Annotated in this window: 14 protein-coding genes; 7 read left to right on the forward strand and 7 right to left on the reverse strand. The window is 59.0% G+C overall.

Going from position 1 to position 15,079, the window contains the following annotated elements; genetic code table 11:
* Positions 1 to 17: 17 nt before the first annotated feature.
* On the reverse strand, positions 18 to 659 hold the full coding sequence (locus C7534_RS18605; RefSeq protein WP_046032535.1) for a LexA family protein: 642 nt from the start codon (positions 657 to 659) through the stop codon (positions 18 to 20).
* A gap of 129 nt (positions 660 to 788) precedes the next feature.
* Here C7534_RS18605 and C7534_RS18610 point away from each other — a divergent pair, with 129 nt between their 5' ends.
* Together C7534_RS18610 and C7534_RS18615 are read left to right on the forward strand one after the other, a co-directional pair.
* Complete coding sequence (locus C7534_RS18610; RefSeq protein ID WP_046032536.1) at positions 789 to 1,130, forward strand: DUF6124 family protein; 342 nt, start codon at positions 789 to 791, stop codon at positions 1,128 to 1,130.
* A gap of 486 nt (positions 1,131 to 1,616) precedes the next feature.
* Positions 1,617 to 2,768: a M14 family metallopeptidase gene (locus tag C7534_RS18615; protein WP_109786623.1), complete on the forward strand. Its 1,152-nt coding sequence runs from the start codon at positions 1,617 to 1,619 to the stop codon at positions 2,766 to 2,768.
* A gap of 213 nt (positions 2,769 to 2,981) precedes the next feature.
* Here the strand turns inward: C7534_RS18615 and C7534_RS18620 are convergent, their stop codons facing one another.
* From C7534_RS18620 to C7534_RS18640, 5 genes are all read right to left on the reverse strand, one after another.
* Positions 2,982 to 3,527, reverse strand: a complete 546-nt coding sequence (locus C7534_RS18620) for a cytochrome b (RefSeq protein WP_109786624.1) — start codon at positions 3,525 to 3,527, stop codon at positions 2,982 to 2,984.
* Positions 3,524 to 4,609 (reverse strand): catalase family peroxidase, encoded by a 1,086-nt coding sequence (locus tag C7534_RS18625; RefSeq protein WP_109786625.1) that lies wholly within the window; start codon positions 4,607 to 4,609, stop codon positions 3,524 to 3,526. Before C7534_RS18625 ends, C7534_RS18620 begins: the two co-directional genes overlap by 4 nt.
* Positions 4,610 to 4,731: 122 nt before the next feature.
* On the reverse strand, positions 4,732 to 5,496 hold the full coding sequence (locus C7534_RS18630; protein ID WP_046032540.1) for an enoyl-CoA hydratase-related protein: 765 nt from the start codon (positions 5,494 to 5,496) through the stop codon (positions 4,732 to 4,734).
* A 47-nt stretch (positions 5,497 to 5,543) separates the two neighbouring features.
* The gene (locus C7534_RS18635) at positions 5,544 to 6,869 is read right to left on the reverse strand and encodes a hypothetical protein (protein ID WP_109786626.1); all 1,326 of its coding nucleotides are present in this window, start codon (positions 6,867 to 6,869) and stop codon (positions 5,544 to 5,546) included.
* A complete protein-coding gene (locus C7534_RS18640; RefSeq protein WP_256594781.1) occupies positions 6,866 to 8,419 on the reverse strand; it encodes an amino acid adenylation domain-containing protein in 1,554 nt (517 codons plus the stop codon). The genes C7534_RS18635 and C7534_RS18640 overlap by 4 nt, the downstream gene beginning before the upstream one ends.
* Before the next feature lie 290 nt (positions 8,420 to 8,709).
* Between C7534_RS18640 and C7534_RS18645 the strand changes: the two genes are divergently transcribed.
* From C7534_RS18645 to C7534_RS18660, 4 genes are all read left to right on the forward strand, one after another.
* Positions 8,710 to 9,216: an RNA polymerase sigma factor gene (locus C7534_RS18645; RefSeq protein ID WP_109786628.1), complete on the forward strand. Its 507-nt coding sequence runs from the start codon at positions 8,710 to 8,712 to the stop codon at positions 9,214 to 9,216.
* Positions 9,213 to 9,965, forward strand: a complete 753-nt coding sequence (locus C7534_RS18650; RefSeq protein WP_046032544.1) for an anti-sigma factor family protein — start codon at positions 9,213 to 9,215, stop codon at positions 9,963 to 9,965. Before C7534_RS18645 ends, C7534_RS18650 begins: the two co-directional genes overlap by 4 nt.
* A gap of 124 nt (positions 9,966 to 10,089) precedes the next feature.
* A complete protein-coding gene (zapE, locus tag C7534_RS18655; RefSeq protein ID WP_109786667.1) occupies positions 10,090 to 11,220 on the forward strand; it encodes a cell division protein ZapE in 1,131 nt (376 codons plus the stop codon).
* A gap of 80 nt (positions 11,221 to 11,300) precedes the next feature.
* A complete protein-coding gene (locus C7534_RS18660) occupies positions 11,301 to 12,614 on the forward strand; it encodes a protein kinase (protein ID WP_109786629.1) in 1,314 nt (437 codons plus the stop codon).
* 126 nt (positions 12,615 to 12,740) lie between these two features.
* Here the strand turns inward: C7534_RS18660 and C7534_RS18665 are convergent, their stop codons facing one another.
* Complete coding sequence (locus tag C7534_RS18665) at positions 12,741 to 13,445, reverse strand: YebC/PmpR family DNA-binding transcriptional regulator (RefSeq protein WP_109786630.1); 705 nt, start codon at positions 13,443 to 13,445, stop codon at positions 12,741 to 12,743.
* Between the two features lie 232 nt (positions 13,446 to 13,677).
* On the opposite strand from C7534_RS18665, the gene C7534_RS18670 reads away from it, so the two are divergent.
* The gene (locus tag C7534_RS18670) at positions 13,678 to 15,078 is read left to right on the forward strand and encodes a type VI secretion system Vgr family protein (protein WP_109786631.1); all 1,401 of its coding nucleotides are present in this window, start codon (positions 13,678 to 13,680) and stop codon (positions 15,076 to 15,078) included.
* Position 15,079 lies beyond the last annotated feature (1 nt).

Raw genomic sequence — 15,079 nt, forward strand, 5'->3', positions numbered from 1 at the left:
TGCGAGGACCGATCTGATTAGAATTTGGCCGTTGCCTGAACCACTACGCCGAGTATTCGACACTCCTCGGTGAAAAGGGCTTTCGGATACGTCGGATTGAGCGGGACCAGGTAACGCTGCCCGCCCTCTTCGATCAGTTTGCGAAAGGTCGCCTCGGTGCTGTCCGACCACTGCGCGATCACCAGTTTTCCGGGCTCTGGCACAATGGCCGGATCGACCAGGATCATCATGCCCTCGGCGATACTTATGCCCGTGGGCGCAGTCATCGCATCGCCCACCACCTCCAGCCAAAACGCAGCACCCTGCGCGTGGTAATCGGTCAGTTCGAAACGCGGCTTGCCGTAGACCGATAACTCACCGTCACGCACTTGCGCGGGCTCCCGCCAGTCACTGACCGGGTAGCGGAAGTACGGGTTGTACTTGTGTGTCAGGCAAGGCTCGTCATCCTGCAAGACCTCGCGAATCACCATCGCCACTTCCAGAAAATCCATCCCGAGCGCGCGCAAGACACGATTCATGTCTTCGATGCTCGGCGAACGGCGTTTATTCAGCCAGTGACCCACGCCACCCTGGGACATCCCGAGGCGGTCGGCGAGTACCTCTTGAGTGACTTTGAGCTCACTCATCTTGGCTTTGACCAACTCAATCCATTTATCCATGTGCGGCACGATACGTGGGGTACTCCGACCAACAAAACACAAATTGTAGTATTTAAATCCCTGTCACAAATACAGTTCGTACTAGGATGGATTCACGGATCTGAATCTATCACGGAGCTTGCCATCGTCATGACGTTACCCAGCAACGACCTGCCAGACATGCAAATCGATACCACCCTGACCTCGCCAAAAGGCAGTGCTGCCGCGCAACGAGCATTGGATTACTACTTGAAACCAACTGTGTCCGAAGCCGCGACGGTCGAGCGTTTCTTTGATGTGAACCCGGGTATCAGTGCTGAAGAAGCACTGGTTCATGCCTCGGATTTGTTGCGATGCGCTGCGGCGACTGCACACGAGTCCGCCAGTAACCTGCACGGTGCAAGCCGCGACCTGGCGTTTTCGACGGTGCACATGATCGACATGGCCAAGGCGATGATCGATCGGTCATTGCAAGCGCATCAGAACGTGTGAAGCGAAGGTACTTCTGGGGAAGACGGGAAAGAATTTTCCCATCGTGCAGATAAATTCATTTGACTTGCAAACGAGAATGATTATTATTGCATGCAGCTGGTCGCGAGATCAGTCGATTGTCCAAATGACCTTAGGTCGGTCTTCTGGACTATCTCCTCATCAGGCTAATCACGGTTTTTGACCCGGCTTTTTGCCGGGTCTTTTTTTTGCCAGTTATTCTGGCTTTTACCTTCAGGCTAATGAAGTCTTTGGGTGCTGCAAATTCGATGGCGCGGATAATATCAAAAGAATATCGGTTGGCAAGAGAAGCCCGGCATCATTGGGCCAAACCAATGTAAAAATAGCACTTGAGAATCAATCGCACAGTCTCTAAGCTGCGTCGGCGTCAAGGAGGACGCCCCCCTCTGCACCCCGCAATTTCCCTCGGTTTCCCCCCTGTCTTGCGTGTAAAGTAGCCGCCATAAAATCATATTCTGGATATCGATTATGACCGTGGCTAAATCTTCCTTCGACATCAGTGCAAACTTCGACAGTGGCAACATTGAAGTGCTGGATATCAGCAATCCGCTTCAAGCATTGCTGGCCATCAAACCCGACACCCGCAGCCAACACTTTCAATGGTTCCACTTCAAGGCCAGCGGTCTTCACGTCGGTCAGGAGCACTGGTTTCGCCTGAACAACGCCAGCAAGTCCTCCTATAACAAGGCTTGGGACGGCTATCAGGCCGTTGCGTCCTACGACCACGTCAACTGGTTCCGCGTACCCACCATCTTCGAAGGCGACTGCCTGCGCTTCAGCCTCGAAGCCACCGCGACCCACGCCTGGTTCGCCTACTTCGAACCCTATAGCCGTGGCCGTCACGACTGGTTGATCGAACAGGCATTGACCAAAGCTGGCACCGAACTGTTGGCCACCGGCAAGAGCGTCGAAGGGCGTGACATTCAATTGCTGCGTAAAGGCACGGGTGCCGAAGGCCGGCGCAAAGTCTGGATGATCGCTCAGCAACACCCCGGCGAACACATGGCCGAATGGTTCATGGAGGGCGTCATCGAACGCCTGGAAAAACACGATGACCCGGTATTGAACAAACTGCTGGCCAGCGCCGACCTGTACCTGGTGCCGAACATGAACCCGGACGGCGCCTTCCATGGTCATCTGCGCACCAACGCCATGGGGCAGGACCTGAACCGTGCCTGGCAGAGCGCCAGTCAGGAAACCAGCCCGGAAGTGCTGTTCGTTCAGCAGCAGATGGAAAAGTATGGCGTCGACCTGTTCCTCGACATCCACGGCGATGAAGAAATCCCCTACGTGTTCACCGCTGCCTGTGAAGGCAACCCTGGATACACGCCGCGAATCGAAAAACTCGAAGAGCATTTCCGCAGCCATCTGAAACACCTGACCAAGGACTTCCAGACCAAGCATGGCTACACCCGTGATGAGCCGGGTAAAGCCAACATGACCTTGGCTTGCAACAGCGTCGGTCAGAAATTCGATTGCCTGTCCTTGACCCTGGAAATGCCGTTCAAGGACAACAACGATTCGCCGAATGCGCTCACTGGCTGGTCCGGAAAACGCTCGAAGCAATTGGGTAAAGACGTGTTGACCACCGTCGCCGACATGATCGACACCCTGCGCTGATTACCCGGCTCATGTAGCAGCTGGCGTAGCCTGCGTTCGGCTTATGTAGCAGCTGCCGAAGGCTGCGTTCGGCTGCGAAGCAGTCGTAAAAACCAACACCGCGGTGTTTCAGATCAACCGCGGTGTTTTTGATGACGACTGCTTCGCAGCCGAACGCAGCCTTCGGCAGCTGCTACATAAGCCGAACGCTGCCTTCGGCAGCTGCTACAGGGATCAGCCGCGACCCTTGCCCCGCAACATGCTGTCCAGCACGTCATCACGCCGCACCCAACCGTGAAACAACGCCGCCGCCAAGTGCAGCAACACGGTCAAAAACAGCAGATACGCCAAGTACCCATGCGCCTTGCGCAGGAACGCGAACACCTGAGCATTGGCCGGCAGGATCGACGGCAGCTGGATTGAATGGCTCAGCATCACCGGGTCGCCCGCTGCCGAAATCATTGCCCAACCGAGCAACGGCAACACAAACATCAATGCGTACAGCAAAAGGTGCGAAGCCTTGGCCGCCAGCACCTGCCACCCCGGCAGGTCTTCTGGCAAGGGTGGCTGTTGCGTGGAAAAGCGCACGAACACACGCACGATCACCAGCAGCAATATCGCAATGCCCAACGGCTTGTGCAGATGAATCAACCACTCATGGCGCTCGGACACCGAGGCCACCATTCCCGCACCGATAAACAGCATCGCAATAATCATCAGCGCCATCAGCCAATGCAGCAGCCGCGCCAATGGCGCGAAATGGTTCGGTTGAGCGCTCATTGTCGAGCCTCCTGTTTAGCGGCGGGCAACTGACTGACTTCACTGGTGCGACGCAAGTAGGAACTGGCGTAACCGGCTGAACGAGCAGCGAGCAACGGGTCGTCGGAACCTTCGATACCGCTGGGCAGCACGAGCGGATCGTAGTTGATGTCGCGGCACTCGCCATTGAGCTGTGGCTGAGTGCGCTCCAGCACCAAGGTGCCGGCATTCAACACTTTACGACCGTCAGGCCAGGCCTTGCTGGCGTCGTTGACCGGGTCTTCCGGGTTCGCCAGCGTGATCTTCAACTGCCAACGCAACGGCCCGGCCGACAAGCGCTGAACCAGGTCTTTCTCAAGAAAATCACTGCCCTCAGGCGCGGCGGCACCCGCCGCATCCTGAGCCACCGGCACCATGTTCCAGCGCACTGCCTGGCGTTGACCGGCAGCATTCACCAGGTAAAACGCGTTGACGCTGTTGTACGACTCTGTCGCATAACTGGCCGACGGCTTGGCGGTTTTGATCCAGGCCAGGAACGGCGCCGCTTCCGGGTGGGAGCCGAAAAACGCCGGAACCGCCGCAGGGTTGGGTTTGCCGGTGGCGGGATCCGGCGACTGGGCTTGCTGCAGTTGGTAGAACGCCTCAGGGCTGCCCACCGGGAATACCGGCATGCTGTTCATGCCGGTGCGCCACTGCTGACCGTTGGCCTGAGTGAAACGCAACGCCAGGCTACGAATCGGCACGGCGCTGTCCGGTGCGTAAGGATTGCCGGCAGGCAACGCGAACCGCCCGACCACCGGGGTCTGAGCCTCGCTGAACACTTGGGCGCTGGAAAAGGGGCGCGCCTCGGCGGTGCTTTCAAAATGACCGATCACGCACACACCTTTGGCGTGGTTACGACGGAATCCAGGGTGCACACCGTTGTTGGTTTCCAGCACATTGATCAGTTTTTTGGGTGTCAGACGCTGTGGGTCAAAGGTGCCGTTGACGTAGGCAAAGGCCCCGGCCAACGCGGCGACCACCACGGCGATGCCGGTCAAACGCAGTGTCAGGCTTGCGCCACTCAGCGGTGGCCGTGTGGGCGGTGTTGAGCGATCAACCATGAAAGACTCCAGGGCCATCGGCCATAGGGGGAAGGACCTATGAGACGAACGTCACGTAGGATTATTCCCCCTGAACTGTAGTTTCTTTCAAATCACCGCGAGCGACGAATACCAGAGGCCCGTTACACGGGGTTAAAACGCGCCTCACGTTTATCGAGAAAAGCCTGCATGCCTTCTTGTTGCCCAGGGGTGGAAAACAACCCATGGAACGCCCTTCGCTCGTACAGCAGACCTTCGCGCAATCCAGACTCCAGCGCACGATCAACCGCTTCGCGCGCCGCCATGGTAGCGGTCTTGGCAAAACCGGCGATGGTCTGCGCCGCTGCCAGGGACTCCTCCAGCAGATCGGCGGCGGCAATCACTCTCGACACCAACCCCGCCCGTTCGGCTTCCTGGGCAGACATCGAACGTCCGGTCAGAATCATGTCCATGGCTTTGGATTTGCCGATCAGATGCGTGAGACGCTGGGTGCCCCCGATGCCTGGCATCACGCCCAGTTTGATCTCCGGTTGAGCAAATTGCGCGTTGTCGGCAGCAAAGATCAGGTCGCACATCATGGCTAACTCACAACCGCCGCCAAAGGCATATCCGGCGACGGCTGCCAGTTTGGGGGTACGTAACGCGGCAAAGGCTTCCCACCCGGCAAAGTAATCCTCGTGAACCATGTCCAGATATGACTTTTGCTGCATTTCCTTGATATCGGCGCCAGCGGCGAAAAAATCCTCCGTACCCGTCAGGACGAAACACCCCACCTGCGGGTCCCGATCCAGTCGTTGCAGGATGTCCAGCAATTCGCGCATGAGTTCATCATTCAGGGCGTTCCGGGCTTGCGGGCGGTTGAGACGAATCAATACGACTCGATCATGACGTTCGATCAATGTGTACATGGTGACCTCGTTGAATAATGGTTGAATGGCGAGCACTTGCTCACACCTCAGGAATCCCAGATCGCGCCATAGGCCGGAATACCCCGACCTTCCATTTCCTCTACCACACGTTGAGTCAGTGCCTGGTTGGAAATGCAGATCACGGCCTCTGCACCGGTCGCTTGAACTGCGTCATAGGCCAGTTGCACCAGATCGGGTTTGCCGAGCACATCGGTGTCCCAGATCAAGGCGTCGGGCTCGGCCCGGAGAATCTCCTCCACCAGTTCGTCACCGTAGGTTTTGCGTGGGTTGCGGGTCGACCAGATCAGATGTATCGGTACCTGCCTGGCAAGAAGATGAGGCAGCACCGGGCCAATACCACTACCGGTCGCGATATACACCACCGACTTGAACAGGGTTTCTATGTGCGCCACACCTGCGGTGGTAATGCCTTTGACCCAGACGTGAGTCGGCATTTGCTCGATGAATTCGCCGGTCCAGTCCCCGGCACGGGAAATGATCAGGCGGAAACCGGCCTGCCCCGGCGCGGGAATGTTGGCAAACGAATGCCATTCCAGCAGCGGATTGAGACTGATGGCGTTTGACGAACCTGCAAACGGCGTGACATGCCCGAACCGGGCAATCACAGCGTGGGATGAAGTCCTGAGTAACTGCACCGGCACTTTGCGTAAACGCAGCCATGGCAGCGCAATACTGAACGTCAGGACCACCAGCATCCAAAAGGGAACAGAAGTGGCCAGTACTTCTTGCAACGGCACTTGCGGGTTCTGATCACGGGCAAACACAAAGGTCGATACCCAAAACAAAGCGAGCGCCGTCCAGCCACCGAAGCGATGTGTTCGTTCGAATCCATTGTGGAAACGTGAGCGAATCCCGGGATGCGCCATGGTCGCTATCAGCAACAACACGCCCAGCAGTGCTGCGTTCACCCACAGAAGCGCTGTCGAAACGCCGCCCTTGTCATCAATCCAATGCCAACCCAATGAGCCTAGCAATGCCACGAACCAGCCAATGGCTGCCAAGGCTGCGCCGCTGTGCAGCCCACCAAAGTGATAGACCTTGGCCAATGAACGACGAATCGGCAGCGGCCAACGGGTGGGAGCCCGGGTGGCTAGCCAGAACAGCAGGTTGATGACGTATTGCTGACGAATCAAAATCGCCAACGACAGATTCGCCAACACCAACCCCGCCAGCATTTCCAGTGCAACACCGGAGGGGGTCCACCATTGCCCCGCGTTCAACCCATGCGCCAGCGCGGCACCATTAAGTACCAGTACCAATGCCACAAGGCGGTTGTAATGAGAGAACACCGACAGCGTTCCGAGCCGTCGCCAAATCGCACGCTTGGCGGGTAGACCGCCGGCGGTGCTCATGCGCTCACCGTTGGTACAACATTGACATCAAGCCTGGCCTGTTGCGCTTGTTCCAGCAGCAGCCGCTTGTCGACTTTACCCCGTGACGTCAGGGGAATGTGGTCCACAGCGATGATCAACGAAGGTACGCAATAGTAGGCGAGGCGCTCCTCGCAGAGACGTCTCGCCTCTTCGACATCGGTGGACGCGGGGCTGACGAAGGCAACCAGATGACGACTGTCGAGTTTCAGCGTGACCGCCCTCTCGCAGGAGGCGCACGACTCCAGCACCGCGGACACGCTATCGAGTTCAACCCGAAAACCCCGCACCTTGACTTGATCATCGACGCGCCCCAAGTGTTCGAGCTCGCCATCTTCTGTCCAGCGTCCCAGGTCGCGAGTGCGAAACATCATCCGGTTCTCACCGAGAAAGGGATCGGGGCGATAACGTTCGGCAGTGAGAGCGGTATTCCCCAGGTATCCGGCCGTCACGCAATCCCCGCCAGCCCACATCTCCCCTTGCACCCCTGTGGCACAAGGTCGACCGTTTTCATCGAGTACGTACACCGTGTTATTGGGCGTGGGTTTGCCGATGGTCAGGGCCTTACCGGTCTGGTAGCGCTGCATGGTGTTGACGATGGTGGTTTCGGTCGGTCCGCAGGCATTGAAAAAAATGCAGAACGAAGACCAGCGATCGGCCAGCGGCTGTGGACACGGCTCACCGGCAACGGCAACGACCTTGACCTGCTGGCAACGTTCCGGATCGAGCGTGCCGAGAATCGACGGCGTGGCGATCAGTACATCGCATTGTTCGGCAGTCTGAGCAATGTCTTTGCCACGGATCATTAACGTCGCGCCATGGGCCAGGCAACCCAAAATCTCCCAGGCGGCCATATCGAAGGCGATGTTTAGAATCTGCCCGACCTTGAGCCCAGGCTTCATGCCGAGGTTGCCAGGTTCCGTCAGCAGAATATTGCAGACATTACGCTGGGTAACCCGAACCCCGTTGGGCTGTCCGGTGGTACCGGAGGTGAACAAAAGGAAGCACAGGTGATCCGGGGTCATTAACGGCGTACAGGCCACGTTCAATTCGTCCGATTGCATTGACGCCTCGGACATGAACGTATCGAGGCAAATGCAGTGCTGCGCCGCAGTCAGGGGAATCTGCGACTGCAGGTTCGACAGCGTCAGCACCAAACGTGTGTTGGCAACCTCCATGATGTGGCGCAATTGCGTCGCAGGGGTGATCCCCACGTGCTGGGGAATGTAGGCCGCGCCTGCTTTCAACGCGGCCAACATGCCTACCAGCATGGGGATCGACCGTTCCACGAACAAGGCAACGTGATCACCTGGATTGACGCCTTCCTTTATCAACAAGGCAGCCAGTCGATTGGCCTGTCTGTTCAATTCTCGGTAGGTGATGGATTCACCCAGGCAATGGGCCGCAACACCTTGTGGGTTGGTCACGGCTTGCGCTTCGATTGCATGATGAATCAAGGAGAACGCTGGCTTGACCGTCGGCCCACAAGCAAAAGGCTGCCAAAGCTCCTGATCGACTGCGGACACAGGCATCGCACAATAGGCTAATGCTGGTTTGAGGGTGATTGCGTGCTCTTGCATGAAAAAAGTCTCAACGGGCTCAATGTGTAAGCTCAAGGCCGGCTGAACTGAGTGCCGGTTGCGCTTGTTATGAGGGTTGAGCCACGACGCTTGATGCCGTTACATGGATTACAACCAGATAGGAACAGTCCTACAGAAAGTGGACCGTGGGATTTTCTTTTCCAGTAGAGGGAATAACCTGCAGTAGCCGGCGTCTTCCTTGTCAATGCCGCCCTTCACTGACTCAAGACACACCCTTCCCCATGAACGATATCGACGAACAACTCAGAGAAATCATTCCCAGGCTGCGGCGTTTCGCGGTGTCGCTGACGCGCAATCCCAGCGCTGCCGACGATCTGGTGCAGTCGAGCCTGGAGCGCGCCCTGTCGAGTTGGGGCGACAAACGCCCCGAGGGCGACTTGCGCGCCTGGCTGTTTTCAATCCTTTATCGCCAGTTTCTGGATGCCCACCGCCGTTCCCGGCGCTATGCGCGGATGCTCGAATTCTTTACCGGGCGTGACGACGCACAACCATCGGTCGAGCGCACGGTGATTGCCCAATCGACACTGCAAGCCTTCGATCAGCTCACCACCGAACAGCGCGCGCTGCTGCTCTGGGTGTCGGTGGAAGGTTTGAGTTATAAAGAGGTCGCCGCGATTCTCAACGTCCCTACCGGCACCGTGATGTCCCGCCTGTCCCGCGCACGCCAGGCCTTGCGCCAGCTCAGCGACGGCGAAATCACCAGCCCTTCTCTGCGGATACTCAAATGATCAGCATGCCCCCGAGCGAGCGTGACCTGCACGCCTACGTCGATCACCAGCTCAACGACGCCGACCGACACCTGATGGAAACCTATCTGGCCAGTCACCCTGAAGTGGCCGTGCAAGTGCGCGCCTGGCAGCAGGATGCTCAACAATTGCGCGCCGCCCTGAGCGGCACGCTGCAACTCCCCGTCAATCAGGACCTCGACCCGGCGCTGATTCGCCAGCGCCTAAAACACCAGTCCCGTCGTCATCTGGCCAGCGCGGCGGTGCTGTTGATCGCTGTTGCCGTGGGTGGATTGAGCGGCTGGCAAGCGCGCGAGATGACCCTGGCCAGCGCCCAGACGCCGATGGCCGATGCCATGCAGGCTTATCGCCTGATCGCCCAGCAAGGCATCCTGCCGGCGGACTACAAAGCCGTCGCCGACGGCGACATGCAAGGTTGGCTCGACCGTTATTTCACCCAGGCCCATCGCCTGCCTGACTTGTCGAGTTCAGGCTTCAAACCGGTCAGCGGCCGTTTGCTCAGTACCGAACAAGGGCCGGCGGCCATGGTGGTTTACGAGGATCAGGGCGGGCACAAGATCAGCTTCTACGTGCGCCCACCAGGCCCGAAAAACAATTTGCTGCCACGAGGCAGTCGCAGCGACGGCGAGTTGCAGGCCGAGTACTGGTCCGGCGGCGGCTACAACTATGCGATGGTCAGCCCGAGCGACACGCCAGCAGCGCAGATGCTCAAGAAAACGGTGCAGTTCTGATTCGTTTCAGGTGGGTGTAAAACGCGGCGTCCGTCGACATGACTGGAAGGGAAATTCCCCAACTGGTTACACTACGCCGCCGCTGCTCGGGGAGCCGGCCTGACGATTTCGGGGTGACATGACCATGGCCGCTCGACCGCCTGACCGTTCGCGACTCACACCGCGCTTGCCTTCCTTGCGCGGCCTGTTCGGCAAGACGCTCGCGGCCCCTGCCTGCGGGATGGCGGCAGGTAAAGCCGTCCACGACTACTTTCGGCAAAAGGCCCATGCCCAGGGTTATACCCTCAGCCATAGCCAGCAGCGCGTGATCGACTGCATGGCACAGCACGCCACGGCGCTGCTGGGTGCGTCGGCGAAAACGCCGCCCGGTCTTTACTTGCATGGTGCGGTCGGGCGCGGCAAGAGCTGGTTGCTCGACGGTTTCTTCCAGGCGATCCCTATCGAGGCAAAACAGCGCCTGCACTTCCATGAGTTTTTTGCGCAATTGCACCAGGGCATGTTCATCCATCGCGATCAGCCCGATGCGCTGGCATCCACCCTCGATGAGCTGCTGAACGATTGCCGGGTGTTGTGTTTCGACGAGTTTCACGTCCATGACATCGGCGATGCGATGCTCATCACGCGACTGTTCAAGGCACTGTTTCGTCGCGGCATCCTGTTGCTGGTGACGTCCAACTACCCGCCGGAAGGCTTGCTGCCCAACCCGCTCTACCATGCGCGTTTCAAACCGGTCATCGACCTGATCCACGCCCGCATGCACGTGATGGAAGTCGGCGGCCCGCATGACTACCGCAGTCAGGTGCGAACGCACGTGCAACAGGTGTTCACCCAGGGCCGGTATGTCTGGCCGGGCAGCGTCGCACAACGTCAGGCGTTGAACCTGCCCGAACGCAACCCCACGCCATTGCAACTAGCGGTCGGCACCCGCCACCTGCAAGCGCAGCACTGCGCAGAACGGACCATCGCGTTCACCTTTGGCGACCTGTGCGAACACCCTACCGCCGTCATGGATTATCTGGAGCTGTGCCGGCGCTTCGATCACTGGATCATCGACGAACTGCCCAACCTGGCCGACTGTTCGATCGCCGCGCAGCAGCGTTTCATCAATTTGATCGACGTTTTATACGATCAGGACAAGCACCTGACATTGCTCGGCCTGCAATCACTGCGCGAAAGCCTGGGCGGCGATGCCATCGATCTGGCCCGCACGCGTAGCCGTCTGGGGCAGTTGCTGGAAGTGCGCGCAACGGCCTGACAAGCGCGAACCCTTTACCGTTATCATGTCGCCCATTTCCGGGCCCCTGCGCCTTCACTTGATCAAAAGCGAACCCGCTCATGGATACCCTCGCCCAACTGCGCGCCGGCCAACTGACTGGCATCACCCGCCTGGACCTGGCCTGCGGCCTGACAGAGTTCCCCCGGGAAATCTTCGACCTGGCGGACTCGCTGGAAGTGCTCAACCTCAGCGGCAACGCCCTGAGCAGCCTGCCCGATGACCTCCATCGCCTGACCCGTTTACGCGTGCTGTTCTGCTCGGACAACTTGTTCACCGAGCTGCCTGCGTGCCTGGGCCAATGCGCCGCGCTGACGATGATCGGCTTCAAGGCCAATGCCATCGAAACGGTCCCGGCCGCCGCGCTGCCACCGTTGCTGCGCTGGTTGATCCTGACCGACAACCGCATCACCGAACTGCCAATGGAACTGGGCGAGCGGCCCTACCTGCAAAAACTCATGCTCGCCGGTAACCGCTTGCAGCGCCTGCCGCGAAGCTTGAGCCAGTGCCATCGGCTCGAACTGATCCGCATCGCCGCCAATCAGCTCAGCGAACTTCCCGAATGGCTGCTGACCTTGCCCAGCCTGACCTGGCTGGCGTACGCCGGTAACCCCCTGGAAACCGAAGCCGATGCGGCTGCGCTGCAAGCCACGCCGCTTATCCAGTGGGACCAATTGCGTCTGGAACAGTTGCTGGGCGAAGGCGCTTCGGGGGTGATTCATCGGGCGACCTGGAGCCCGGAGGGGCATCCGCAGACATCGGTCGCGGTGAAGCTCTACAAGGGTGAAATGACCAGCGATGGTTCACCGCTGCACGAAATGAATGCCTGCATCACCGCAGGCCTTCACCCCAACCTGATCCAGGTCAAAGGCCGAATCGTCGGTCATCCCGAGCAGCAGGCCGGGCTGGTGATGCAACTGATTGACCCGAGTTATCGCAACCTGGCCGCGCTGCCAAGCCTGGCGTCCTGCACCCGCGACATCTACACCGAAAACACCCGTTTCAGCGCGCGCGTGGCCTTACGCATTGCCCATGGCATTGCTTCGGCGGCCAGGCATTTGCACCGCCAAGGCATCACCCACGGCGACCTCTATGGCCACAACATCCTGTGGAACGAGCACGGCGATTGCCTGCTGGGCGATTTTGGCGCCGCGTCTTTCCACGCGACGGTGGACAGCCATGAAAGCCGGGCGCTGCAGCGCATCGAGGTGCGGGCATTTGGTGTGTTGCTGGGGGAACTGCTGGAACGCATCGACTCGGGGTTGAGCAATATCGCGCGCGAGGAGCTGCAAGTGTTGCAGGAGCGCTGCTGTCAGCCAGAGGTGCTGAAGCGACCGGGGTTCAGCGAGATTGTGCGGGAGCTGCAGGATCGGTGACCGCTTCGCGGTCATTCGTCGCAACGCCGCCCGGAGCAGGCTCGCTCCTACATTGGATCTGTGTATGACGGAGATCCAATGTAGGAGTGAGCCTGCTCGCGATAGCGGTATTACTGAAGAGTCAAATTACCCAGCCAGACCCACAAACATATCCTGTACATCATCATGGTTGTCGAGGCCTTCCAGGAACGCTTCGACTTCAGCCATTTGTTCATCGCTCAATCCGCTGACCGGGTTCTTCGGCTGATAGCCCAGTTTCGCCGACAACACCGTGAAACCTTGCTCCGGCAGGGCTTTTTGCACCGAGTCGAGGTCCGCAGGTTCGGTCAGGAACAGGGTTGCGCCGTCTTCACCCGGTTCGAAATCCTGGGCACCGGCTTCGATCGCGGCCATTTCCGGGTCGGCGTCCGGGCTGTCCGGGGACGCCTCGATCATGCCGACATGGTTGAAGTCCCACGCCACGGAGCCGGAAGCACCCAGTTGGCCCTTACGGAACGCCACGCGGATTTCCGCCACGGTGCGGTTGATGTTGTCGGTCACGCATTCAACGATCAGCGGCACCTGGTGCGGGGCGAAGCCTTCGTAAGTCACGCGATGGTATTGCACGGTTTCGCCCAACAGGCCCGCGCCTTTCTTGATCGCGCGATCGAGGGTTTCCTTGGGCATCGAGGCTTTCTTGGCCTGTTCAACCACAAGTCGCAGATGTGCGTTGGTGGCGGTATCGGCACCGTTGCGCGCAGCAATGGTGATTTCTTTCACCAGTTTGCCGAAAATCTTGCCTTTGGCGTTGGATGCCGCTTCTTTGTGTTTAACCTTCCACTGTGCGCCCATTACTCACTCTCTTGATCTGTGGCGCCGAGACATCTATTGGCCGACGCGTTGTGCAAGTTTATACGGCCTAAAGTTGGCAATCGACCAAAAAATGCGGACTGATTCAGCGCCCTCGCCGATCGACATATTCACCAGCACTCGTAGGACGATTCTGAAATGCCGATTTGCGGTGACCATTGAGGGGCTTGGTTTCGTACCCTTCGCGTCCCATTCCATGGCAGAAGCGTGTTCAATGCACAACGACAAGGAAAGTCTCTACACCCTGACCCTCCTCAAAAGCGGATTGCGCCTGCAGGTGTTGCAGTTCAGTGGCGCTGAAGGCCTGAACCAGCCCTATCGGTTCAGCATTGAAATGATCAGCCTGGCACCGGCGATCAACCTCGACCGGCTGCTGCAACAACCGGCTTATCTGAACTTGGGCGATCACAGCGGCATTCACGGCATTGTTCAAAGCGCCAGCCTTGAACATCGCGGCCCGCATCGCATTGGCTATCACCTTGTCCTGGTGCCCTACCTGCAAAACCTCGACCGTCACCGCTCACGTCGGGTGTTCGATCGCCTCAGTGTGCCGGCGATCCTGCATCGGTTGTTCCAGGAACATGCACTGCCCGAGACCAGCTATCGCCTGGATCTGGCAACCGGGCACTACCCGCCCCGACCTTTTTGCATTCAGTACGAAGAGACCGACCTGGCACTGCTGCAGCGACTTTGCGAAGAAGAAGGCATCCACTATCACTTCGAACATCGGCACGACGGGCATGTGTTGGTGCTGGCCGATGACACTCAGAAATTTCCGCAGGAACCGCTGCGGCTGCCCTTCCAGGACACTTCGATTGAGCAGATTTCTGCGCCGGTAATCCATGAGCTGTTCCAGCGTCATGGCGCGCGCGCCCAACCTGAACGCCGCATTGTCCACAACCTCGGCACTCAGGCAATCGATGACGGCGCGGCCAACCACGCCATTGCAGCCACATCTCCTTCAACCGCTCGTCCGTCCCCCGAGCAGGCGCACCGTGAGCAGCTCAGTCGGCGGTTGCTGGAGCGAATGCGCTGCCACCATCAGCAGATTGAAGGCCGATGCAATGAATCCGACTTGCGCAGTGGAAGCATCGTACAAGTGACGGGGCATCCACTGGCGGGCTTCAACGATCAGTGGCTGATCACAGAAGTCCGGCACCAGGGACAGCAGCCTTCAATCCTTGCCGATCAACGTCCACGGCGCTACAGCAATCAATTCACCGCGATTCCCTGGTCAACGGAATTCAGGCCCCCGCGCACACAGCCCCGGCCGAGCATTCCGGGGTATCAGACGGCGCGCGTGCTAGGGCCGATCGGGCAGCCGGCGCAGTTGGATGACCAAGGCCGGATACACGTCAGGTTATGGCCAACGCTCGAAGACGACGGGGACGAATCAGCCGGCCTGTGGCTGCCTGTAGCCCTCACCCTGCCGGACGGCCGGAGGGATCCGCACTGGCTGCCAATCGCCGGCACCGAGGTGCTCATCAGTTTTCTCGACAGCGACCCGGATCGCCCGGTGTTGTGCGCCACCGCCGGCCGCCCGCCCAAACCGGGTGCCGCTTATCGACCACGCAGCGACGGGCGTTTGCTGCTCGATTGGCTGATCCGTCGCTAAA

Origin of the sequence: Pseudomonas sp. OV226 (assembly GCF_003148705.1) — a bacterium.
In the GTDB taxonomy this organism is placed as follows: domain Bacteria; phylum Pseudomonadota; class Gammaproteobacteria; order Pseudomonadales; family Pseudomonadaceae; genus Aquipseudomonas.

What these genes read in the sequence shown, in the direction of transcription:
- C7534_RS18620 (WP_109786624.1), bottom strand. Translation starts at nt 3,527, where the DNA reads ATGAGCGCTCAACCGAACCATTTCGCGCCATTGGCGCGGCTGCTGCAT.
- C7534_RS18660 (WP_109786629.1), top strand. Translation starts at nt 11,301, where the DNA reads ATGGATACCCTCGCCCAACTGCGCGCCGGCCAACTGACTGGCATCACC.
- C7534_RS18630 (WP_046032540.1), bottom strand. Translation starts at nt 5,496, where the DNA reads ATGTACACATTGATCGAACGTCATGATCGAGTCGTATTGATTCGTCTC.
- C7534_RS18615 (WP_109786623.1), top strand. Translation starts at nt 1,617, where the DNA reads ATGACCGTGGCTAAATCTTCCTTCGACATCAGTGCAAACTTCGACAGT.
- C7534_RS18640 (WP_256594781.1), bottom strand. Translation starts at nt 8,419, where the DNA reads ATGCCTGTGTCCGCAGTCGATCAGGAGCTTTGGCAGCCTTTTGCTTGT.
- C7534_RS18610 (WP_046032536.1), top strand. Translation starts at nt 789, where the DNA reads ATGACGTTACCCAGCAACGACCTGCCAGACATGCAAATCGATACCACC.
- zapE (WP_109786667.1), top strand. Translation starts at nt 10,090, where the DNA reads ATGGCCGCTCGACCGCCTGACCGTTCGCGACTCACACCGCGCTTGCCT.
- C7534_RS18665 (WP_109786630.1), bottom strand. Translation starts at nt 13,445, where the DNA reads ATGGGCGCACAGTGGAAGGTTAAACACAAAGAAGCGGCATCCAACGCC.
- C7534_RS18605 (WP_046032535.1), bottom strand. Translation starts at nt 659, where the DNA reads ATGGATAAATGGATTGAGTTGGTCAAAGCCAAGATGAGTGAGCTCAAA.
- C7534_RS18625 (WP_109786625.1), bottom strand. Translation starts at nt 4,609, where the DNA reads ATGGTTGATCGCTCAACACCGCCCACACGGCCACCGCTGAGTGGCGCA.
- C7534_RS18645 (WP_109786628.1), top strand. Translation starts at nt 8,710, where the DNA reads ATGAACGATATCGACGAACAACTCAGAGAAATCATTCCCAGGCTGCGG.
- C7534_RS18635 (WP_109786626.1), bottom strand. Translation starts at nt 6,869, where the DNA reads ATGAGCACCGCCGGCGGTCTACCCGCCAAGCGTGCGATTTGGCGACGG.
- C7534_RS18650 (WP_046032544.1), top strand. Translation starts at nt 9,213, where the DNA reads ATGATCAGCATGCCCCCGAGCGAGCGTGACCTGCACGCCTACGTCGAT.
- C7534_RS18670 (WP_109786631.1), top strand. Translation starts at nt 13,678, where the DNA reads ATGCACAACGACAAGGAAAGTCTCTACACCCTGACCCTCCTCAAAAGC.